At 74.8% G+C, this 22,535-nt stretch carries 15 protein-coding genes; 8 read left to right on the forward strand and 7 right to left on the reverse strand.

Annotation, left to right across the window (positions count from 1 at the left end; genetic code table 11):
* Positions 1-92: 92 nt before the first annotated feature.
* Complete coding sequence (locus WMF17_RS18810) at positions 93-2,513, forward strand: PQQ-binding-like beta-propeller repeat protein (RefSeq protein WP_437650649.1); 2,421 nt, start codon at positions 93-95, stop codon at positions 2,511-2,513.
* 46 nt (positions 2,514-2,559) lie between these two features.
* Here the strand turns inward: WMF17_RS18810 and WMF17_RS18815 are convergent, their stop codons facing one another.
* Positions 2,560-3,132: a septal ring lytic transglycosylase RlpA family protein gene (locus tag WMF17_RS18815; protein WP_437603451.1), complete on the reverse strand. Its 573-nt coding sequence runs from the start codon at positions 3,130-3,132 to the stop codon at positions 2,560-2,562.
* Complete coding sequence (locus WMF17_RS18820) at positions 3,132-3,677, reverse strand: hypothetical protein (RefSeq protein ID WP_437603452.1); 546 nt, start codon at positions 3,675-3,677, stop codon at positions 3,132-3,134. Before WMF17_RS18820 ends, WMF17_RS18815 begins: the two co-directional genes overlap by 1 nt.
* Positions 3,678-4,040: 363 nt before the next feature.
* On the opposite strand from WMF17_RS18820, the gene WMF17_RS18825 reads away from it, so the two are divergent.
* From WMF17_RS18825 to WMF17_RS18835, 3 genes are all read left to right on the forward strand, one after another.
* Complete coding sequence (locus WMF17_RS18825) at positions 4,041-4,682, forward strand: RNA polymerase sigma factor (protein ID WP_437603453.1); 642 nt, start codon at positions 4,041-4,043, stop codon at positions 4,680-4,682.
* 61 nt (positions 4,683-4,743) lie between these two features.
* Positions 4,744-5,631, forward strand: coding sequence for a hypothetical protein (locus WMF17_RS18830; protein ID WP_437650650.1), 888 nt, complete (start codon positions 4,744-4,746; stop codon positions 5,629-5,631).
* Positions 5,619-8,105, forward strand: a complete 2,487-nt coding sequence (locus WMF17_RS18835) for a hypothetical protein (protein ID WP_437650651.1) — start codon at positions 5,619-5,621, stop codon at positions 8,103-8,105. The genes WMF17_RS18830 and WMF17_RS18835 overlap by 13 nt, the downstream gene beginning before the upstream one ends.
* Here WMF17_RS18835 and WMF17_RS18840 read toward each other — a convergent pair whose 3' ends face one another.
* Positions 8,106-8,891, reverse strand: coding sequence for a sigma factor-like helix-turn-helix DNA-binding protein (locus WMF17_RS18840; protein ID WP_437650652.1), 786 nt, complete (start codon positions 8,889-8,891; stop codon positions 8,106-8,108).
* A gap of 239 nt (positions 8,892-9,130) precedes the next feature.
* A complete protein-coding gene (locus tag WMF17_RS18845) occupies positions 9,131-9,628 on the reverse strand; it encodes a MerR family transcriptional regulator (protein WP_437603457.1) in 498 nt (165 codons plus the stop codon).
* Positions 9,629-10,002: 374 nt separating this feature from the next.
* Here WMF17_RS18845 and WMF17_RS18850 point away from each other — a divergent pair, with 374 nt between their 5' ends.
* The 3 genes from WMF17_RS18850 to WMF17_RS18860 are packed head-to-tail and all read left to right on the forward strand — an operon-like array spanning position 10,003 to position 14,689.
* A complete protein-coding gene (locus WMF17_RS18850) occupies positions 10,003-10,896 on the forward strand; it encodes an alpha/beta fold hydrolase (RefSeq protein ID WP_437603458.1) in 894 nt (297 codons plus the stop codon).
* The gene (locus tag WMF17_RS18855) at positions 10,893-13,583 is read left to right on the forward strand and encodes an ABC transporter substrate-binding protein (RefSeq protein ID WP_437650653.1); all 2,691 of its coding nucleotides are present in this window, start codon (positions 10,893-10,895) and stop codon (positions 13,581-13,583) included. The genes WMF17_RS18850 and WMF17_RS18855 overlap by 4 nt, the downstream gene beginning before the upstream one ends.
* 53 nt (positions 13,584-13,636) lie before the next feature.
* Positions 13,637-14,689, forward strand: coding sequence for an ABC transporter permease (locus WMF17_RS18860; protein WP_437603460.1), 1,053 nt, complete (start codon positions 13,637-13,639; stop codon positions 14,687-14,689).
* A gap of 19 nt (positions 14,690-14,708) precedes the next feature.
* On the opposite strand, the gene WMF17_RS18865 is transcribed toward WMF17_RS18860, so the two are convergent.
* The 3 genes from WMF17_RS18865 to WMF17_RS18875 all read right to left on the reverse strand — a co-directional run bounded on the left by WMF17_RS18865 (position 14,709) and on the right by WMF17_RS18875 (position 20,954).
* Entirely contained in the window at positions 14,709-17,534 is a 2,826-nt protein-coding gene (locus WMF17_RS18865) for a response regulator (protein ID WP_437650654.1), read from the reverse strand.
* 181 nt (positions 17,535-17,715) lie between these two features.
* Positions 17,716-19,254 carry a serine/threonine-protein kinase gene (locus WMF17_RS18870; RefSeq protein WP_437603462.1) on the reverse strand — a complete coding sequence of 513 codons (1,539 nt, stop codon included), beginning with the start codon at positions 19,252-19,254 and terminating at the stop codon, positions 17,716-17,718.
* Between the two features lie 467 nt (positions 19,255-19,721).
* Positions 19,722-20,954, reverse strand: coding sequence for an SPFH domain-containing protein (locus WMF17_RS18875; RefSeq protein WP_437603463.1), 1,233 nt, complete (start codon positions 20,952-20,954; stop codon positions 19,722-19,724).
* Positions 20,955-21,301: 347 nt separating this feature from the next.
* Between WMF17_RS18875 and WMF17_RS18880 the strand changes: the two genes are divergently transcribed.
* Positions 21,302-22,420 (forward strand): hypothetical protein, encoded by a 1,119-nt coding sequence (locus WMF17_RS18880; protein WP_437603464.1) that lies wholly within the window; start codon positions 21,302-21,304, stop codon positions 22,418-22,420.
* Positions 22,421-22,535 lie beyond the last annotated feature (115 nt).

The following is a 22,535-nucleotide window of genomic DNA, read 5'->3' on the forward strand; positions in this document are numbered from 1 at the left end:
GTCTAGTCAGGTGGCACGTGCTTGTCCACTCCGCGGCTATCCGCGCACAAAACTTAGGACCCGGCCCCACGATGCCTAGCATCCCTCGACGGATGCCCGGACTGTCACTTGTCGCCGACACCACCCGATGCTCACCGGAGATCGAGCGCACGTCGCTGCACGATGTGCTCGACTTCGTCTTGGAGGGGGCGCGCAACGCGCCTCCTCCACTCGATGAAGCGGCGTTGCCGCTACGCGCCGAGGCCGAGGCGCTGCCGCTGCTCTGCGATCTCGCCGAGGCCGCGGCGGAGCTCGCCTCCGGACGCCGCGCGCGCGCCGTCGTGCGGCTGTGCCTCGAGCCCGACCCCTGGGAGCTCGGGCTGGAGCGCGTGGGCCGCGATCTCCTCGTCACCGTCTTCCACGGCGGCGACGTGCCCGAGGTCGCCCTGCACGAGCGGCGCTTCGAGGGCGAAGCGCTCTGCGCGCGCGTCCTCGCGGCCGTCGATCGGTTCGCCTCGCGGAGGGGCTCGGGCGCGCGCCGCGACGCCACCTTCCCCCGCGACGACGCGGGCCACGGCGGGCTCGGCGAGCACCGGCTCCAGGCCGCGCGGAGGTGCCTCGCCGCCGCCCTGCCGTTCTCGCCCGACGAGGCGGGCGGCGAGCCCGCCATCGTGGGCGTCGAGCCGACCGGCGAGATCCCGATCGCCATCGCGGCCGAGGCGCTCCTGCGCACGTCCCCGGGCGCGGCGCTCGCGCAGCCGGCCGTGCTCCGGGCCGACCTCTTCTCGCTCCTCTTCCGGGGCAAGATCCGCGTGCTCGTGGGCGAGGAGGCGCGCGAGCTGCCCGACGTCTTCATCTTCCCGTTCGCCGAGCAGCTCGCGTCGCTGTCGCTCGAGTCGCTCGACGCGTGGGCGCGGCGGCAGCCCTACCACCGGCGGCTGACCGTCGGCGGCGCGATCCTCGGCGTGCGGCTGCACAGCGAGGGGGCGCTCTCGCTCACGCTCGGCGTGCCCCGCGTGGGCCGCGTCCCGCCCGCCGATCCGCGCGCGCTCGGCCGCGGCTCGCCGTTCGCGGGCGCCGAGGAGCGGGCGAAGACCTGGACGTTCCCCGCCGTCGACGTGGCCGCGCTCGCCCAGGGCGTCGTCGCGTTCGGGAGGGCGCTCGCGCGCAGCCTCGTGCGCCGAGATCGCGGGCAGACGTCGAACCTGCGCCTGTTCGAGTTCCGGGCGCGCGTGCGCGAGCTGGCCGAGCGGCTCCGCGAGCTGACGCGCAACGACGCGAAGATCAACGTGGCCCCGGAGACGTACCGCGCCTTCGCGGCGGCGGCGCGCCCGCAGGCCGCGGCCGAGGACACGTTCGGGCGGACGCGGCTGCGCTTCACGGCCCGGTGGGTCGCGGCGATCCCCTCGCTGGATCTCCGCGCCACCTTCCTCTGCGGCGACGTGCTCGTCGTGGGCTCGACGCGCGAGCTCACCTGCATCGATCGGCGCACCGGCGAGTGCCTGTGGCGCAAGCAGGCGCCGCGCGCGGTCTCGGTGATGACGCCGGTCGGCCTCGGGCGGCTCCTGCCCGACGGCACGCTGCAGCTGCACGAGCTGTCGACCGGCGAGGTGGCCTGGTCGGCGCGGCTCTCGCCGCGCGTCGGCGCGAACGCCTCGGGCGCGGTGGTGAGCGCCCCGGGGCTGCCCCGGATGCTCATCGTGAGCGAGGGGACGCGCCACCTCGCGGCGGTGGACCTCTACTCCGGCGAGGTGCGCTGGCGCTACGCCGCGCGGCGCGGCGAGAACTTCCGGCTGCGCCGCGCGGGCAAGCTCGTCGTGGTCGGCAGCGGCGAGCCTGCGCTCGCGGCGCTCGACGTGCTGAGCGGCGAGGTCGTCTGGCGCTTCTGCGACCGGCTGCCGTTCGCGTCGCCGGTGGCGGTCGATCAGGACGCGCTCTTCGCGCTGGCCGGCGACGGGGCGTTCGTCGGCCGCGGCGGGGCGCGGCTGCACCACCTCGACCCGTGGTCGGGCGAGGCGCGGTGGACGGTCGACCTGCCGAAGCACGTGGCGCCGGTCGGCGCGCCGCTGCTCGGGCCCGAGACGGTGTGCGTGGTGACCCACGGGCGGCGCGGCACCGGGCTCGTGGGGATCGATCGCCGCACCGGGGCGACGCGCTTCGATCTCACCGCGTGCGCGGCGACGGCCTCGTGCCTCATGGTCGACGACGTGGTCGTTGTGAACAGCGAGACGGGCGAGCTCGTCGGGGTCGGCGCGCACGACGGCGCGGTCCGGTACCGGCACGTCCTCGCGGGCGGCGTCGAGGGGGACCGGCCGCGGCGCCTCGAGCCGGTGCTCCGCTCGGGGGCGCTGTTCGTGCCGCAGAGCGAGGTGCACGTCGTGCGGCCACGCGACGGCGCGCTGCTCGGCAAGGTGCCGACCGACCTCATCCCGGATCTCCTGCGGGTCGACGAGCGGTGCGACGTCTACGTCGCCGAGGAGAGCGGCCACCTCGCCGCCTTCGCCGCGGCCCCGCGGCTCAGCCTCGTCCAGTAGCAGCCCGCAGGTCGAAGCCCCCTGGCCGCCCGGCGCCGCGGCGCGATCAGCGCGACCGCCGCGCCGGCTTCCAGATGAGCTCGAGCGACACGTCGGTGACCCCGTCCTTGATGAGCCCGATCCGCTCGGCGGCCCTGCGCGACAGGTCGATGATCCTGCCGCGCTTGAACGGGCCGCGGTCGTTGATCCGCACGCGCACGCGGCGGCCGTCCCGGCGGATCACATCGACGAGCGTGCCGAAGGGGAGCGTGCGGTGGGCGGCGGTGAGCGCGCGGGGGTTGTAGGGCTCGCCGCACGCGGTGGCGCGGCCCTTGAACTTGTCGGCGTAATAGGTGGCGCGCCCGCGCTGGATCGGGACCCCCTTCGTCGCGGCCCGGGCGCTCGCGGGCGCGATCGGCGTGGAGACGCGGCCGCCCGCCTCGTCCAGGTCGTCGTCTCCGGCCCGACCCGGCCCGGGCCCCGCCAGGGGGCCAGGCGGGCGGGAGACCTCGGTGGACAGGGGCGGCGCGTCGCCGCTCGTCCGGGCCGGGATCGGCTGGTGCGCGGAGCAGGCCGGGGTGCAGAGGAGGAAGAGGAGGCCGAGCGCTCTCGCCGCGGCGCGACGTCCCGCCAGCGTCATCACGTCGCCTCGGGCGCGGCGCGGTCGGCCGACGAGGGGTCGAGGGCGGCCGCGGGCGGGGTCACCGCAGCGACGAGGGCCAGCTCGGCGGGCGCGTTCCCCTCCCCGTCCACGAACAGCCCCGCCTGGGCCCTGGCGTTGGACCGCACGAACCTGGCCAGCTCGCGGAACGGCACGCCGGTCGGGCAGATCTGCTCCTTCTCGGCGAGCACCTCCTCCGGCACGTGCGCCAGCGCGAGCGCCGCGGCGTCGAAGTCCGGCATGCTCCGCGAGGACGCGAGCACCACGGTCATGAGCCCGGGGTAGGCCCCCCTGGAGGCGGCGATGCGCTCGGCCTCGCCGAGATCGCAGCGCCCGCACGCGATGCAGCGGGAGAAGCCGGGCAGCGCCGCGCGCTCGGCGGGCGAGAGCGGCGGCAGGCCATCGGCGTCGTAGTTCTCGCGGAAGAGCGCGAGGCCGCTCGGCCCGTCGAAGAGACGGCGCACCACGACCTTGAGGAGCGACCACGCGAGGACCGCAAGGGCTAGAGCACGGCCGGAAAGCACGCTCGGTCCATAACCCGAAACAGGGCCGCGCGCAGACCCCGATGCGCGCCGGCGTCGCCGGAACGGCGCCGGCCCGGGGAGCGCGGCTGGATCTTTCCATCCTGGTAGCGGGCGTCACCTCCTCGCGGCGGGGGGCGCCGCGCGGCGCACCTCGCCCCGCCGCGCGGCGCACGATCGCGGAACGTCGCTCGTACCCGCGGAGATGCGCTTGAAAGCCGCGCCTGCGCGCTGTCCTCGGCGCGCAGTGAACCCTCGTTAACAGCTCGCGAGGTGCGGTCACAGGGCCACGGCCGCACGCCGCCGACGAGCCGCCCTGCTATCCGCGCTGACGGCGCTGGCACGTCGGGTGCTTTGACCTCCGGCATGCCCAACGACTTGCCTCTCTGCGGTAAGGGATGCTCGGAAGACCTCGGCGACGGCGCCGATGGGGTGCTGGTGAAGGAGATGATCGCAGGGAGCGAGCGCGCCTGGCGCGCCTTCCACGCCCGGTACGACCGGCTGGTCCACCGCTGCATCCGCGGCGTGATCGCCCGCTTCTCCGCCGTGGTGGCGCAGGACGACATCCGCGACATCCACGCGACGCTGCTCATGCAGCTGCTCTCGAACGACATGCGCAAGCTGCGGACCTTCGACGCGGACCGCGGCACGCGGCTGAGCTCCTGGATCGGCACGCTCGCCGTCCACTGCGCCTACGACCACCTGCGGGGGGCGCGGCGCGCGCCGCGCTGCGCCCCGCTCGATGACGCGGCGGTCGAGCTCCCCTGCGAGCGCCCCTCCCCGCAGGAGCACGCCGAGCGCCGCGAGCGCGCCGCGATCGTGGGGCAGGTGCTCCACGATTTCTCGGACAAGGACCGCGAGTTCGTCGCGCTCTACTTCGGCGAGGGCCTGCCCCCGGAGCAGATCGCGGAGCGGATGCACATCAGCGTGAAGACGGTCTACTCGAAGCGGCACAAGATCCAGAGCCGCCTCGAGGCGATGCTGTCCGGCGCGAGCCTCGCGGCCTGAGCCACCCCCTCCCTCGAAGGGGGCTCGGCGGCCGTCGGCCCTGTGGTATGAGCCGGAGAGGATGGGCCCCCCGCTCCGCATCACCACCGCGCTCGCCGCCGCCGCCGCCGTGGCCGCCGTCCCGCTGCTCGCCGGGTGCGGCGGCGGCAACGGAGACGCCCCCTCGATCCCCCTCGCCGACGAGCGCGGCGGCGGTGCCCGCATCGCGGATCTCGTCGGCAAGGCCGCGTGGCTCGACGCCGATCCCAGGACCCAGGACAGCGAGGGCTGCGAGGGGGTGCCGGCCGATCGCCGCGTCAGCGTCACGGCCGCGACGCTCATCGCGATCGACCGCTTCGACGAGACCGGCGAGGGGGCGCACGGCAACTACTACGTGCAAGACCGCGCCGACGAGCCGGTCGCCTATTCGGGCATGACGGTCTTCCAGCCCGCGTTCAGCCCCCCGGACCTGCGGCTCTTCCCCGGCGACGTTGTCGACCTGCTCGGCGTGCTCACCGAGTTCCGCGGCCCCTCCTCCGGCCGGTTCCCCGGCTGCCGCACCCTGCCCGAGATCGGCGGGACCATGAGCTTCCGGTTCGAGGACGGCCCCGCGAAGCCGATCCGCGTGCCGCTCGACGCGCTGACGAGCTACGCGACCGCGCGCAGCTACCTCGGCATGCTCGTGCAGATCGAGGGGGTCCAGACCGTCGGCGACCCCACGAGGCGCGACGGCCGGTACACGGCGCGGATCAACGTGGGCGCCGGCGTGCTCGGCGACGACATCCCGAGCCTCTCGAACGAGCTCTACGATCTCGAAGCCGAGGGGCCGCCCCTCGGGGGCGGCGCGTCCTTCGGCTCGGTCACCGGCGTGCTCACCTACTTCCACGGCTTCAAGATCGCCCCGCGATGCCCGGCCGACTTCCAGCTGGAGGGCGCCGCCCTGCCGGCCGACGACGCATGCGCTCCCTGAGGCCCGCGCTCTCGCTGCCGCTCGTCCTGCTCGCCGCCTGCAGCGGCGCGGCGCCCGGCGGCCCGACGGCGCCGGGGCGCGCGCTCGTCTCGACGCCCGAGGGCAGCGTCGGCCGCATCGAGGTGCGCAACCTCGACGCCCGGCCGCGGCTCACGCTCGTCTCCCGCGAGGGCGACCCCGCGCCCGCGCTCGTCGTCTCGGTCGCGACCGATCTCGGCTCGGTCGCGACGACGGCGCTCGCCAGCGTGGTCGAGGCGCGGCTCGTCGCCGCCGGCTTCGACGTGGACGCGCGCATCGACCGCAGCGCCTTCCGCGTGCGCCTGCTCGTCCGGGACGCGGCGCGCGTCGCGCCGTTCCTGCGCGCGCTCTCGGCGGCGTTCGCGCAGCCCATCGCCGCCGGCAGCCCGGAGGTCGCCCGGGCCACGGAGCGGCTCCAGGCGCTCCGAGCGAGCCCCCTCGACGCGCCGGAGCTCTCGCCGGTCGCGGCGTGCACCGGCCGGCTGGGCCTCGCGGGCGCCGAGCCCGTGGTCGACCTGGCGACGCCCGCGGGCGTGCGGGAGCTCGAGGGGTGGCGGACCGCGGCGCTGCACGCCGGGCGCACCTCGATCGCCGTGGTCGGCCCCGCCGCGTTCTGCGCGGAGGCGGCCCGCGCGGCGGAGGGCGTCGACCGCTGGCCCGCGGGCGGCCCGCCCGCGGACGCGTGGCCGGCGGCGGACACGATCGGCGTGTACACGACGAACCAGCTCGATCGGCGGGCCGCCCGCGTCACCGTGGCCGTGCGCGTCGCGAGCCCGCAGGCCGCGGTCGCCGCGGCCGAGCGGCTCGGCGCGCCGGGGTCGCCGCTCCGGGCGCGGCTCTCGGCGCTCCCCTCCCCGTTCCGCACCGTCGAGGTGCTCGGGGTCGCCCGCCCGCGCGGCGGCTGCGTCAGCGTGACCATCGAGGCCTCCGAGCTGCCCGCGGCGCCGCCCGTCGAGGCCTCGGCGGCGCTCGCGGTCGCGGTGGCGCGGCAGGAGATCCGCCGCGGCCTCGCGGCGCCGCCGGGCCCCGCCACCGCCACGCGGCAGATCCTCACCGCGCAGGACCCGCGCGACGCCGGCGCGCGCGCGGCCTGGTGGGCGCTCTCGGGCTCCGCCCCGAACGCGCCGGCCGAGCGGTGGGCGACGGCGCTCGGCCTCCCCCCGCGCGCCGAGCCGCCGAGGCCCGCGGCGCCGGGCGAGGCCGGCGAGCGGCTCTTCGAGACGGAGCTCGGGCGCGCGCTCGCGGCGGAGGCCCAGCCCGCCCTGGAGCGGCGCACGCTGGTCGAGCGCGGGCAAGGCGAGGTCTGGGTCCTGCTCGCGAGCCCGTGCGGCGTCGCGGAGGAAGGGGTGTACGACGCGGGGGCGACGGCGCTCGCCGCGCTCGCCGCCGTGCAGACCCGGCGGCGCGAGCTCGACGTGACGATCGAGCCCTGGGTCACGGCGGACGCCGTCGGAGTCATCGCGCACGCGCCGTTCCGCGACGACCGCGAGACCCCGGCCGAGCTCGGGCGCCGCGTCGCGAGCGCCGCCGCGCGCACGGTCGCGGCGACGACGCCCGGCCCCGAGGCGCTCACGCTGGCGCGCGCCGCGGCGCTCGAGCACCTGGAGCGCCTCTCCGGCGGGCGGGCCGCGGCGCTCGAGGCCTTCGCCTCCGCGATCGCGCCCGACCACCCGTCCTGGGTCGAGCCGTTCGGCGTCTGGGACCGGGTGGCGAGCGGCGCGCTCGAGACGGTGCAGCTCCGCTGGCAGGCGCTCGCGACCGGCCCGCTCCGGCTCGCCGTGCTCGCGAACGCCGACGCGTCGCAGGCGGCGGCAGCGACGGAGGCCGCCGAGCGATGGCTCTCGCCGCGGCTCGCGCCGCGCGGGTGCGCCTCACCGGACGGCGCGGTGGTGCCCCGGCTCGGTCACCACGACGCCCGCCTCCCGGCCGGGACGCCGCTCTCGCAGGCCGTCGTCGGCGCGCGGCTCCCGGCCGCGCGCGAGGCCGCGGCCCGCGAGCTCGCGGAGATCACGGTCGCCGCCCTCAACGGCGAAGGCGGCCTGCTCGCGGCCGCCCTCGGCGCGGCGGCCCTCCCCGCGGCGGACGCCGCGGCCCCGAGGCGGCAGCTCGCGGCCCGCGCGAGCGCGCGCGTCCTCGGCGGCACGCGCGCGGCGGCGCTCGCGGTCGAGATCCGGGCGCCGAGCGCGGAGCTCGACGAGGCCTCGGCCCGCGTGAAGGAGCTCCTCGCTGGCCTCGCGCAGCGGGTGACCGACGCCGACCTCGGTCGCGCCGAGGCCCAGGTCGCCCGGCGCGAGCGCGACGCGCTCGCGGAGCCCCGGCGCCGGCTCATCCACCTGTTCAACGGCCGCGCCCCCCGGACGCCGCCGGCGAAGGCTACGCTGGCCGCGTGGCGCGCCTTTCTGGCGGGCGCGCTCGGCGCGGACGCGATCGTGACCGTGGAGGCCCGGCCCGACTGATCACTCCCCGCTGTCGAAGTCGCCGGCGTCCTCGATCTCCGCAGTCCGCTCGGGGGGCGTCGCCTCGAGGCTTTCGTCCTCCGCGTCGCCCTCGCCCTCGCCCTCGTCCTCATCCTCGTCGAGCGCGACCTCGTCCTCGTCCTCGTCTTCGTCCTCTTCGGGCTGGGTCAGCACCGGGAGCCGGCGCTTGCCGACCGGGCCCTCGTCGACGAACTCGCGCAGCGCCGACATGTCCTTCAGCGCCTCGAGCTTCGCGAGCGCCTTGACCTCGACCTGGCGGATCCGCTCGCGCGTCAGGTTCATGATCGCCCCCACGTCCTCGAGCGTGGTGCCGCCACGATCCGCGACGTCGAGCGCGCACGTCTCGTTCATGTCCCAGACCTCGAGATCGGGGAAGTTGAGCTTGATGGCGCCCGTCCTGGCCGACACGTCGAGATAGAGGTGGTGCTGGCACGAGACGTACGGGCACGGCCTCGGGCCGTCGACGCACTCGGCGCGGGTCCCCGGCTTGTAGTAATCGGTCTCGGGGTACAGCATCCGGCCGATCTCTAGCTCGCGCTTGGTCATGCGCTTGACGCTGATCGTCCGCGCCCGGATCTCGCGCTTCCTCCGGGACCTGCGCTGCTCGCGCGTGATGGGGTTTCCCGGCGCCGCGGGGTCTGCCTGGAGCGCGAGGGCGCCCTCCACGACTGGCTCACTGGAGCCCGCCGGTTCGCAGTCACCCCCCGCCGCATCCGCTCCGTCCAGGCCGAAGATCTCGAGCTCGCTGTCAGACACCGTCGCCATGCGCTGCCTCCGTTTGGTAGCGTCTCCGCTCTCAATCGCGCGCGTCTCCCCACGCGCCCGAGTCCCAGCTCGAGCGCAAAGAGATCCCGCTCCTTGCCCGACGTAACGCCGGATGCCGTCCCTAAAAAATCGCGACGAAACGAGCCACGCCCGTCCCGTCGATCGCGTCAACCCCAGGAGGGGCCGCGCTCGCGGCCCCATTCACTTCACGAAGACGAGAGATCCTGCGACTCGGCCCCTCAAGAGGATGCCGCCTGTTTCGTGAGCCGCGCTTGCGCCATCAAGCGCTCTTCTATCAATGCCAGCTTCGCGACGAGCTCCCGCGCGAGCGTCTCCGCGCTCGCGAGGTCCAGGGCGATCGCCCTGCCGCTCGTCTCGCTCCGCCTCTCTTTGGCGGCGTCCCTGAGCGCATTGAAGACCTTGGTCATCGTGCGCTCGAGCTCCTCGATATCACCTCTCACGAACAGGAATTCACGCTGGATCTCTTCGATGGTGTAGTCCTGGGCCATCATCTCTTTGATGCGCTGAACCTGGCGGACTACCGTGGCCGGATACATCCCCTGTGAGCCCTGATGCTTGCCCTTGCGCCCCACCCGCACGCTGCGCGGGAGGAGGCCGAGCTGCACATATTTCCGGAGCGTCGCCTCGCTGAACTTGATGCCATGCGCCGCGAACAGCTCGAGGATATCGCTCGAGGTAATCCCTTGGGCGTGCTCCCGCTCGATGCGATTCAGCACGTCCTCGGGGATCCTTTGCACCGGTCCTCCCATCGATTGCCGGAGGCCCTACCCAACCGACGCGGGCGACTCTATTCCACTGAATGGAATACAGTCAATTGACGCGACTACGATTATTGTGTGGCTGTCGCGGGACGCGGTGCTTTCCCGGGGTTCTTGACACGCCTCGGACATTTTTCGTCCGTCGGCACCGGGGGTCGTTCCGCTCCGCACATCGGGAACCCGGGTGCGAGGCGGGAAAATTGCGACGCGGAGCGCAACGGGTGGGAGCGAGGAGGCGCCCGTCCCGCAGCGGGGCTCGTGGAGCGGCATGGCCCTCACCCTGACACACATCGGTCCTTTCAGACAAAAGGGCTGATAGTCTCGTCGCCACCATGGCCAAGGCCCTTGCCAGCGAGGGTCGGGGCGCGGCCTCGCCCGCCGCCCCCCGACCCGTCGAGCGCGTCATCAGGGATGTCACCGCCCGGGGTGTCAGGATGCGGGTCCTGGTCGCCGGGGCCGGCAACGGCCCGGCGCTCCTCTTGATCCACAACTTCCTCGTCAGCCACCTGGAGTTCGACGACGTGATCGACGCGCTGGCCCAGCGCTTCCACGTCATCGTCCCGGACCTGCCGGGGTTCGGCGAGAGCGAGAAGCCGAGCCCGGCGCGGTACGCCTACGGGATCGAGACGTTCGCCGAGGCCGTGGCCGATCTCATCGCCGCCTTCGGCGTGGGCCGGGCGCACCTCGTCGGCCACGCCATGGGCGCGGCCGTCGCCATCACGCTCGCGGCCGACCACCCGGAGCTCGTGCAGCGGCTCGTCCTGGAGGACGCGCTCTGTTACCCGTTCCCGATGAGCTTCCGGATGAAGCTCCCGCTCCTGCCGATCGTCGGCGGCATCGTCTTCAAGCAGCTCCACGGCCGCAGGATGTTCCGGTCGTTCTTCCGCGACGACGTGTTCCGCGCGGACGCGGCGGTGCCGCTGTCGCGCGTCGACCGGCACTACGACCTCTTCAACGCCCCCTCGGCGCGCGAGAGCGCCCACGCGGTCATACGCGCGGTGCTCGACGCGCGCCCCGTCGTCGCGCGCCTCACGCGGATCACGGCGCCGACGCTCGTCGTGTGGGGGCGCGACGACCGCATCTTCCCGGCCGCGAGCGCGCAGCGGCTGGCCCGCGAGATCTCGGGCGCGATGCTCGAGATCATGGACGCCGGGCACTCGCCCCACGAGGAGCGGCCCGAGGAGTTCGTCGCGCTCGTGACGCAGTTCCTCGAAGGGAAGCGGTGACGCCGGCGGCGCGCTGGGCCCGGCTCGCTCGCGACGCGGCGCGCGCGGGCGAGCGCGCGGGCCGGGCCCTCCTCGGCGACGACGCGGCGCGGCGCTTCCTGAGCGACCGGTCGGCGCTGCTCGGTCTCGGGATCGTCGCGCTGCTCGCGCTGTTCGCCGCGGCGGGGCCGGCCGTCGTCGGCCACGACCCCAACGCGAGCGACTTCAGCCTGTCCCGCGACGCCTTCGGCGCGCCGCCCGGGCCGTCGGCCGCCCACTGGCTCGGGACGGACCCGCTCTTCCGCGACCTCCTCGCGCGCCTCGCCCACGGCGCGCGGCTCTCGCTCGCCATCGCGCTCTCGTCCACGGCCCTCGCCACGGGGCTCGGCGCGCTCGTCGGCGTCGCCGCCGGCATGGCCGCCGGCACGCGGGCGGGCGCCCTCGACGGCGCGCTCATGCGGCTCGTCGACGTGATCCTCGCCCTGCCCTACCTCCTGTTCGTGACCGCGATCGGCGTCGCGGTGGGGCGCGCGGACGCGGGGACGATCCTGCTCGTGCTCGGCCTCACGGGGTGGACCGGGGCGGCGCGGGTCGTCCGGGCCAAGACGGTGGAGCTCGCGCAGCGCGACTTCGTGGTCTCCGCGCGCGCGCTCGGCGCGGGGCCGCTGCACGTCGTCCGGCGGCACGTCCTGCCGAACGTCGGCGGGACGCTGCTCGCGCTCGCGACGATCAACGCCGGGCAGATGATCCTCGCCGAGGCCGCCCTCAGCTACCTCGGCGTCGGCGTGCAGCCGCCGACCGCGACCTGGGGCCGCATGCTGCACGAGGCGGAGCCGTACCTCGGGGTGAAGCCGCTCCTCGTCGCGGCGCCGGGCTTCGCCATCCTGCTTGCCGTGCTCGGCTTCCACCGCGCGAGCGAGGGGCTCCGCGACGCGCTCGATCCCGCCGGCGCCGAGCTCCCGCGCGGCCGGCGCCTGCCGGTCGATCTGCTCGTCGCGGGCGCGGCGCTGCTCCTGCTCTCGGGCGGCTCGCCGCGCCGCGTGCGCCCTCCCCTCGGCGACGAGGCGGCCTCCGGCGCGCCGGTGCGGGGCGGGACCCTGCGCCTCGCGACAACGGTCAACGCCCGCACGCTCGACCCGTCGATCGCCTACGACGAGCTCTCGAGCGCCATCGCCGAGCTCGTCTTCGCCCGCCTCGTCACGTGGGACCGGGACGGCCGCCTCGCGCCCGAGCTCGCGCGCGCGATCGCGGTCGAGCGCGGCGGCCGGACGTACGTCTTCACGCTGCGCGAGGGCGTGCGGTTCCACGACGGCGCGGAGCTCCGCGCCGCCGACGTGAAGCGCTCGATCGAGCGGACGCTCCACCCGGGGACGCCGAGCCCGGGCGCGAGCCAGTACGACATGATCGAGGGGTTCGCCGAGTTCCACGCGGGCGCGGCGCCGCACCTCGCGGGCGTGCGGGTGCTCGGCGATCACACCGTCGCGATCGATCTGCGCGCGCCGGACGCGACGTTCCTGCCCCGCATGACGCTCGCGTTCATGGCGCCGGTGTGCCCCTCGTCCGGCGCCGTGGTCGACGCGGCGCGCCCCCCGCCGCCGTGCGGTGCGGGCCCGTTCCGCGTCGCGCGGTGGGACCAGGACGGCAGCATCGGGCTCGCCCGGCACGAGGGGTACTTCCGCCCGGGCCTGCCGTACCTCGACGCGATCGAGTGGCAGACCGGGATGCGCGCGACGACCCAGCGCTACAAGTTCGAGGAGGGCGAGCTCGACTACCTGCGCGATCTGACGGCGATCGACGCGTCGACCTACCGCGCCGATCCCCGGTGGCAGGGGCGCATGCGCTGGGTGAACCGGAACCGGACCAACGCCGTCTTCCTCAACACCGAGCTCGCGCCGTTCGACCAGCTCGCCGTGCGGCGCGCGGTCGCGTTCGCCCTCGACCCCTCCGTGCTCGAGAAGGTGCGCCCCGATCTCGTCGCCCTCGACCGGGTGCTGCCGCCGTCGATCCCGGGCCCCCCGCGCGACGAGCCGATGCGGCGGCACGACCCCGCGCGCGCCCTCGCGCAGATGGCCGCGGCCGGCTATGCGTACGACCCGGCGACCGGGAAAGGCGGCTACCCGGGCGTCGTCGACTACATCGCGATCCCTGACACCCTGGAGCAGGCGATCGGCGAGATCGTCCAGCAGCAGCTCGCGACGATCGGCCTCCGCGTCCGCCTGCGGCTCGTCAGCTGGGCGACCTACCTCGCCGAGGCGTCGCGGCGCCGCGCCGTCCCCATGGGCTGGGTCGGATGGCAGGCCGATTTCCCCGATCCGGCGAGCGTCTTCGAGCCGACGCTCTCCACGCGCGCCATCCGCGACGAGGGCTCGCAGAACTACGCCTTCTTCAGCAGCGACGAGCTCGATCGAACGCTCGACGCCGCCCACGCGGAGCAGGACCGCGCGCGGCGCCTCGCGCTCTACGCCCGCGCCGAGCGCGTCGTCCGCGATCTCGCGCCCTGGGTGCCCACGTACACGATGCGCCAGCTCGAGCTCTGGCACCCGTACATGCGCGGCTACGGGCGCTCCGCCGTGATCCCGTGGCACTTCCACGAGGTCTGGCTCGACCCGTCCGCCCGGCCCGCGGCCGGCGGAGGGCCGCGCGCGGGCACGTCCCCCTCCGCCCGGCCGCTCCGCGCGCTGCTCGCGCGCGCCGCCCTTCCGCGATGAGCCCCCCGCACGCGCGCCGCGCCTCCTCGCCTCGATCGGGCCGCGCTCCCGCGATGGGCGCCGCGCTCGCGCACCTGCTCCGGCGCCTCGCGTGGGCGGCGATCCTGATCGCCGGGGTCACCGCCGTCTCGTTCGGGATCGCGTACCTCCTGCCCGGCGACCCGGCGCGGATGCTCGTCGGGCCGCAGGCCTCGGCGGCGGATCTCGAGCGCGTGCGGACGATTTACGCGCTGGACCGGCCGGTCCACGTGCAGTTCGCGCGGTTCGTCCGCCGGCTCGTCCACCTCGGCCCTGCGCGGGGCGACGGCGGCGCCGCTGTCCCGCCCGAGGGCGCGCGCGGCGATCCGGAGCACCGGAGCTGCGCGGCCGGGCCGCTCGGCGTGCACCTCGATCTCGGCTACAGCTTTCATTACCGCAAGCCGGTCGTGGATCTGCTGGAGGCGAAGGTGCCGCGCTCCGTCGAGCTCGCGCTGGCCGCGCTGGTGGTGCAGCTGGCGCTCGGCCTCGCGCTCGGGATCGTCGCGGCGGCCCGCCGCGGGACGGCCTGGGAGGACGCGGCGCTCGGCGCCACCCTGCTCGGCGCCAGCGCGCCGACCTTCGTGATCGGCCCCGCGCTGCAGTACGTGCTCGCCTACAAGCTCCGGCTGTTGCCGTACGACGGGTACGGCGCCACGGCGACCGAGCACATGCGCTCGCTCGTCCTGCCGGCGCTGACGCTCGGCATCTTCGGCAGCGCCCTCTACGCGCGCATCGTCCGCGAGGAGCTCCGGACGCTGCTCCGTCAGGACTTCATCCGGACCGCGCGGGCCAAGGGCGCCTCTCGCCTGCGCGCGCTCGTCGTCCACGCGCTGCGCAACGCGCTGCTGCCGCTCGCCACGCTCGCCGCGCTCGACTTCGGCGCGCTCGCGGGCGGCGCGATCGTCACGGAGAAGCTCTTCCGCTGGCCGGGCGTCGGGAGCATGGCGGTCGAGGCGCTGCAGAACCGGGACGGCCCGCTCATCGTCGGGACGGTGCTCTTCGCCGCGGCCGCCATCGTGCTCGCCACCGTGGCGCTCGACCTCGCGGCCCTGGCCCTGGATCCCCGGCTCAGGTCGCGGTCGCGCTGAGCGCGCGCGGCCCGCGCGATCAGGGCATGCCGGCGAGCGCGCGGCACTCGGCGCCGAGCGGGGAGTCGGCCGAGGAGAGCTCGGCGCACTTGCGGAACGAGGCCCGGCCGCCGCGCCCTGCGGCCTGCTCCGCGGCGCCGCGCAGGTGCCACGCCGTGGCGCTCCCCGGCGAGGCGGACGTGAGCTGCTGCGCGAGCTGCACCGCCTTGCCGGCCTGCCCCGACTCCAGGGCGCGCATCACGCGGGCCGAGAGGGACCCGCCCTCCTCGTCCGGCGCAGCGGGTGGCGGCGCCGGGGCGCTCGGCGGGGCCGCCCGCGCCGGTGCGGCGGCCTGGGCCGCGGTCGATGGGGCGCCCGGCGGCGCCGCCGGGACGGCGGGCGCGGGCGAGCCCTGCTGGACGGGCGCTCCGGTCGGCGCGGCGGGGCTCGCCGCGGCTGGCGCGGCCGGCGCGGCCGGCGCGAGGTCGGCCGGCTCGCTGGTCGAGGTGTCGGCCGGGGTCGCCGTGGAGAGCCCCGCCGCGGCGGTCGGCTCCGCCTCCGGCGCCGCCGGAGCCGCTTCGATCGTGGCGCTGGAGCTCTGCTCCTCCGCCTGCAGGGGCGCGTCGACCGGAGCCGGGGGCACGGGGTGCCGCGTCTGGCTGATCAGCCAGACGCTGGCGGCCCCGATCGCGAGCGCCGTCACCAGGCCGGCGACGATCCGCGTCATGCGCGCCCGGCGCTCCTCCGGGCGGGATCGCCAGAGCGTGGCCTCGACCGCGCCGGCGGTGGTGTCGGTGTCCTCGGCGGAGGGATGCTCCTGCGTCAGGATCCGCTCCGGCGCGTCCACCCCTCCGCCGAGGAAGAAGCGCTCGCTCTCGCTGATCGGCCCGGGGTCGCTCGGGGGCGCGTCGTCCAGCGCCGCCGCGAGGCCCGCCGGCGGCGCCGCGCCGGTCGGCGGCGCCGCGGCGGCGTCGTCGAACGAGCGCGCCTCCGCGGCCGTCGCTTCGCTGCGCTGCGGCGCCTGCGCCTCGCGTGGGATGGTGACGGCCGGCGGCGCGTCGCTCGGCGGGCGGGGCCGGAGCGTGGGCGTCGTCGGCGGAGGTCCAGCGGCGGCGCGCTCGTCGCCGACGGTCGGCGGCGCGGCGGCCGGCTCCGCCGTGGGCTCGGACGGCGTCGACGCGGACAGCTCGGGCGGCCTGGATCGGGGGCGCTGCTCGGCGGGAGCGGTCGCGGCCGCGGGCCTGTCGCTCCTCGCGGCGCGGTGCATCTGCGCGAAGCTGCGCGGCGTCACCAGCGGTCGCGTGAGCGGGGCCTCGTCGCTGCTGGTGAGCGTGGTGTCCTTGTCGATGTCGATCTCGGCACGCGCGCGCAAAGCCTGGACGGCCTCGATGCCCGGTGCGACGCCCCGCGGAGGATCCGACGGCGCCCGGCCCAGTGCTGCGCCGCCCGAGCGCCGCGCGGCGCTCCACGGAGGCTCCGACGGCGCGCGCCCCGCCGTGCGCGGAGGCTCCGACGGCGCGCGCCCCGCCGTGCGCGGAGGCTCCGACGGCGCGCGCCCCGCCGCGCCCGAGCGCCCCGCCGTGGCGTTCGCGACGGTCGCCCGGCCGACCGCCGCGGCCCCGTGGACCGCGCTGCGGGCCGTCACCGGACGCCCGGCGGACTCGGCGTCGGGGTCCGCCGCCGGCGCGGGCAGCTCGTGTCCGGGCCGGGAGCGCGGGAGCATCGCCGGCGACAGCCGGGTCGAGAGAGGCGCCGGAACCACGGCGGCATCCCCGAAATCGTCGGAGCCGGCGTTCCCCGGCACGCCGTCGGGAAAATTGGAGCGCCGCGCCCCCGACGGCGACGAGAGCGGCGAGAACTCGTCGTGGAACGCCGCCTCCGGCTCGCTCGGCACCACGTCGTCGGGCGGGAGCGCCGCGGCGGGGACCAGCAGCCCCTCGAAGTAGAGCTTCGAGATGGTGGAGAGCGTCGAGAGATCCTCGAACGGGGACGCGTCGACCACCTGCATCAGCGTCCGCTTCCCGTCGAACAGGCGCAGGATCCCGTTCAGCTCGTCGGGGATCTCGTTCAGCCGCTCCAGGAGCTCCTCGCTGTCGACCTCGAAGACGGTGGCGAGCGACGGCAGCGCCTCGAGGAGCCGGCCCCACTCGTCGACCCGGCGCATGCCCTCCATGAGCAGGCCCTGGGTCGACGTCTCGATCACGTCGGGGTTGTCGACCTTGCAGAACTCGACCTCGAACGTCCCCTCGTTCCACAGGAGCGCGCGGTAGACGGCCTCCTCGCCGCAGAGCCGACCGAGCGTTGCGTCGACGACCTTGCCCTCGCGGAAGTAGACCTGCGCCTCGTTGTCCCCGTGCGACAGGTGGACGATCCCGCTCTTCCGGCTCACCTCGAACGTCTGCAGAAGATCGACGACGTTCATGTCGAGGATCGACCCGGAGAACCTCGTCCGCCCGGTGGTCGAGAAATGGCGCGTCGTGATCCCCTCGCGCGTCCGCCGCGCGAGCAGCAGCGTCACCCGCGCGATGAGCTCGCGCACGAAGATCGGCTTGGTCAGGTAGTCCTCGACCCCGAGCTCCAGCCCGCGGATCTTGTCCTCGATCGACCGCTGGCTCGTGAGGAAGACAACCGGTATCGACGCCCAGTCGGCGTGCTCTTTCATCTTGCGGACGAGCGCGTAGCCGTCCACGTGGGGCAGGCGGGTGTCGCTGAGGACGAGGTCCGGCGTCGAGACCTCTAGCTTCGCGAGAGCGTCCGCTCCATCCGTCGCGGTGGTCACGCTGTAACCGGCCTTCTTCAGGCTGACCTCGAGGACCCGAACGCTGCGTGGATCCGCGTCGACCAGGAGGAGCTGTTGCTTGGCCACTAGAGGTTTCCGCCTCGCGAAGGATGGCGAGCCCGAGCGGACGCTGTCAAGCGCTCCGCCCGGAGCGTCGCCGCTGCCGTCGATCGCTCGTCCCGCCGCCGTGGGCCCGGCGATCGACGGCGCCCATCGTGCGCACAGGACGCCTGCAAAGGCCAGGTTTCGTCGTGGGCCGCCCGCGCGATCAGTGCTTCCAGGGATCGATGATATCGCCGGTCGCCTGCGGCCTGTCGGGGGACGCGGCAGGCGCGGCCGGGCGGGCCGTCGCCGCGGCCGGCTTCGCCGGGCTCGCGGCGGGCGCCCCGTGCGGGCGGGACGGCTCCTGCGCAGGCGGCGCGGCCGCCGCACTCGGGGCCGGGGCCGCTGCCGCCGCCGCCGCCGCCGCGGGCGGCTCGTCGGGCGCCGCGCCGACCGCCGTCGTCGCGTGGACGGCGCCGGCGGCGGCGGCCTCGGGCGGCACCGCGCGGGTCGAGGCGCGGAGCGCGCGAAAGCCGAAGGCGATCGCGATCGGCACGAGGATTGCCGCGAGCGCGATCGCGACGCGCGCGGCCATCGAGAGCGGCTCCGACGGCTCCCTGGGCACCTGGACGGGGCCGAGCATCTCGTCGTGCGCGCGCAGCTTCAGCGGCTCGCGGCGCGGGTGCTCGTCCTGGAGCATGGTGACGGTCGCGCGCCCCGGCGCCTCGACGGCGAGCTCGATGGCCGCGGCGAGATCGGCCATCGAGGCGAAGCGCTCCTCGGGGTTCTTCGCGAGGCAGCGCATGACGATCGGGCCGAACGCGCCGAGCGCGGAGGCGTCGGGCATCACCTGCTCGAGCGGCTCGGGCGACATGTACATGTGCTTGGTGAGCACGCCCATGTACGTGTCCGCCTCGAAGGGGACGCGCCCCGCGAAGCACTCGTACATGAGGACGCCGAGCGCATAGATGTCGGCGCGCGCGTCGATGCGCTTCCCCTCGGCCTGCTCCGGGCTCATGTAGTGCGGCGTCCCGAACACCATGCCGATGCGGGTGAGCCGCTTGCCGCCCGCGACCTTCGCGACGCCGAAGTCGAGCAGCTTGACGAACTCCTGATCGCCGTTGCGCACGAGGTAGACGTTGTCGGGCTTGAGGTCGCGGTGGATGACGCCCGCCGCGTGCGCGGCCCCGAGCGCCGCGGCGCACTGGAGCATGATCTGGCCGACCCGCTCGGACGGCAGCGTCCGCTCGGTGCGCAGCAGCGACGCGAGGGAGGTCCCGGTGAGGAACTCCATGACGAAGAACGGCAGCTCCGGCTGCCCCGGCTCGACCTCGATCGCGCCGAAGTCGCTCACCGCGACGATGTTGGGGTGGCCGATGGCCGCCGCCGCCTTGGCCTCCTGGATGAAGCGGGCGACGAGCTCGGCGTCCTGCGCGATGTCGCGCCGGAGCACCTTCAGGGCGAAGAGGCGGCCGAGCGACTTGTGGCGCACCTCGTACACCGTCCCCATCCCTCCCTCACCGACCACCGCCTGCACGTCGTAGCGGCCGTCGATCGTGCGCCCGAGCAGCGGATCGGCCGACGGGTTCCAGTCGGGCGCGTCGGCGAGCGGGTCGCCGTCGAACGGGCAGAACCGGGAGTCGCCGGAGAAGGTCAGCTTGCAGGTCGGGCAGCGCCGCGCGCGCGGTACCTGCTTCACCTTCCCCCGGCGCGCAGCGAACCCGTCACTGCGCGCCGGCAGCGGCGGCAGGGGCGGCAGCGCCATGTGGGCCTCGCCGCGCGCCGAGGGCGGCGGGAGCGCCGAGCCGCGTGCAGGGGGCGCCGAGCCGCGTGCAGGAGGCGCCGAGCCGCGTGCAGGGGGCGCCGAGCCGCGTGCAGGGGGCGCCGATCTGTGGACTGACGGCGCCTCGCTGCGCGCAGGGGGCGCCTCGCTGCGCGCAGGGGGCGCCGATCTGTGGACTGATGGCGCATCGCTGTGCGGTGGCGGCTGCGAGGCCAGGGTGTCCCCGTGCGGCCGCGGGATGTCGTCCCGATGGAACAGCTCGGCAGCTTCGGACTCGCCGGCGGTCATCTCAGGCTGAGCATCCCCGGCCATGCGGAGCGTGACGGGCACCTCGGCGAGTCTAGCCGAAAGCGCGTGCGGTGTTTCGGATCAGATGGCGTCGGATGGCGAACGCGGGGGGGCGCCCCCCCGCGTTCGCCGGGCGCGGCGGGCGGAACGGCCGGAAGGACTCAGATCTCCTCCAGAATCTTCGCCTTGCGGGCCTGGAACTCCTCGTCCGTGATGAGGCCCTTGTTCTTGAGCTCCGCGAGGCGCTCCAGGCGCTGCTCGATGGACGGCCCCGCGGCCGGGGCGGCCTGCGGCGCGCCCGGGTAGCCCTGCTGCGGCGCGCCCGGGTAGCCCTGCTGCGGCGCGCCCGGGTAGCCCTGCTGCGGCGCGCCCGGGTAGCCCTGCTGCTGCATGTGCGGCGGCACGAACTGGGGCTGCCCCTGCGCCGCGAACGCGGGGTTCATCGCCTGCGCCAGGCCGGCGCCGATCGCCACCTGGGCGCCCAGCCCCGCGACCCCGCTGCCGTCGCCGCCTTGCGCCATGCCCTGGCCGGCCCCCATCATCGCCTGGCCGGCGGCGTAGTTCTGCCAGTTGCCCGCCAGCTGCTGCACGTACCGCGCGTCCTGCTGGAACCGCTGATCGAGCTCGAACTGCTTCGCGCGGGCGGAGTCCTGCGCGACGCCGATGCCCCGGCGCGCCTCGCCGCGCGCCTTGTTCGCCTCGCGGAGGAGCTTCTGGTCCTCGGCCGAGAAGTTGATGTTGAAGTTGCCGATCTCGAGGATCTTGCAGCCGATCTCCTCGAGATTCGGCGCGGACTGCACGATGCGGGCGCCGAGCTCCATGCTCATGCCGCCGAGGTTGAGCAGGCTCTTCTGCTGCTGCGCGCAGACCTGGCCGATCACGGTCTTCACGCTCATGAAGAACTTGCCCTTGATCCAGCTCAGGACGACGTCGTTGTCGCCGCTGCCGCCGCACTGGCCGTGGTAGCCGACGACGAACCGCACCGGGTCGACCACGACCAGCGAGAACTCACCGAAGATGCGCGGCGTCACGAACTCGTAGAGGGTCGGATCCTCCATCGACTCCAGCGGCCCGCCGAAGGGCACGCCGCGGACCGGCTGCGTCTTGACGAAGAAGATCTCGGCGATGAAGACGTCCCCGCCCGTGAACTTGTTGACGAGGTTGTTCAGGAACGGGATGTTCTGCGTCTGGAGGGTGTGGCGCCCCGTCGGCAGGTAACCCACATATCGCCCGTCCTTGAAGAAGAGGGCACACTCATCGCTGTCGACGGTCAGCTGCGACCAGAAGGGGACGTTCTGGTCCGGGTGCTTGTAGACGATGAGATGCTTCGCTGCGTCCGGGCGCGCGATCATCATCTCGCGGACGCCGCTCTTCACGAAATCGAAAATCCCCATGTCGCGCTCCTCTTCGGTGTGCTGGATGTGACGGGCCTGCCGGTACCCTGCCCCCCGGGACCTCGGGCTCATTTCGGCAGATGGCGCATCTCGGCCTGCGCTGTTCGTTCTACGTTGACGATCGCCGCGCCGTTCAGGCACACAGCGGCCTCAGGATAATCCGCAGATCGCAGGGCAGCAATGCCCGCCGGGGAGGACCGCATGTCCGTCGCTTCGCTCGCGCCACCGGCGCAACCGAGGAAACCCGCGCCGCGGGCGCCGGCGCCATCCGAGATCCCGAGCTCCGCCGCCCGAGAGGCGACGCGCTCGCCCCGCTGCAGCACGGCCGCGCCGGGGAGGACCCCGCGATGATTGCGCCGATCGACGTCGGCGCCCTCTCGGCGCCCGCGCAGAAGATGGCGCAGCCGGGGGCGCCGCAGAAGCTCCGCGACATGGCGGCGCGCGGCATCGCCCCCGGGCTCAAGCCGGGCGAGGTGGTCACGCTGCTCGTCCTGCTCGCGTCACGCGAGGAGGAGCCCGCCCGCGCGGCCGCGGACAAGACGCTGTCGGCGCTCCCCGACCCGCTCCTCCAGGGCGCGCTCGGCGGGGAGCTGCAGCCGCTCGTCATCGACCGGCTGGCCCACCTGTACGCGGACCGCCTCCCGGTCGTCGAGCGGCTCTGCGCGATGCCGGGCATCGCCGCCGACACGCTCGAGGAGCTCGCGCGGACCGGGGGCGAGGCGGTGACCGAGCTCATCGCCGTCAACGAGGAGCGGCTGCTCAAGGGCCCGCGCATCATCGAGCGGCTCTACCTCAACAAGCACACGCGGATGTCGACGGCCGATCGCCTCGTCGACCTCGCCGCGCGCAACGGGGTCGAGCTCACCGGCATCCCGGCGTGGCGCGAGGTCAGCATCGCGATCAAGGACGAGCTCATCGCGGAGCCGTCGCCGGAGCCCACGCCGGACGACGTGCTGTTCGCCGAGACGCAGGCGCTCGCGGAGGCGCTCGCGGCCGAGGAGACGGTCGACACCCACGTCGAGGACGAGGAAGGGAAAGAGGAGATCAAGGAGCAGTACGTCCCGCTCTACAAGCGGCTCGCCGACATGACCATGTCGCAGCGGATCCGGCGGGCGATGCTCGGCTCGCGCGAGGAGCGCATGCTGCTCGTGCGCGACTCGAACCGCCTCGTGGCCAGCGCCGCCGTGCGCAGCCCGCAGATGCAGGAGGAAGAGGTCGTCCTCATCACCCGCAACCGGAACATCTCGGACGAGGTGCTGCGGATCATCGCGACCACGCCGGAGTGGATGAAGAGCTACACGGTGAAGCGGAACCTCGTGGAGAACCCGAGGACGCCGGTGCTCGTCGCGACGCGGCTCGTCCAGCACCTGCGCGAGTCGGACCTCCGGGGCGTCTCGAAGAGCAAGAACGTGACCTCGCCGGTGAAGGACGCCGCGAGGCGGCACCTCGAGCGGCGCAAGAGCTGAGCGGCGCAAGGGCCGAGCGGGCGGCCGAGCGCTCGGCCGGCGCGGCGCTCGCCCTGACGCCGGCCGAGCGCTCTCCGGGTGGCGAGCCCCCTTCCCGCCCGGACCCATGCCCCGC

This window comes from Sorangium sp. So ce362 (assembly GCF_051519845.1).
GTDB lineage: Bacteria > Myxococcota_A > Polyangia > Polyangiales > Polyangiaceae > Sorangium.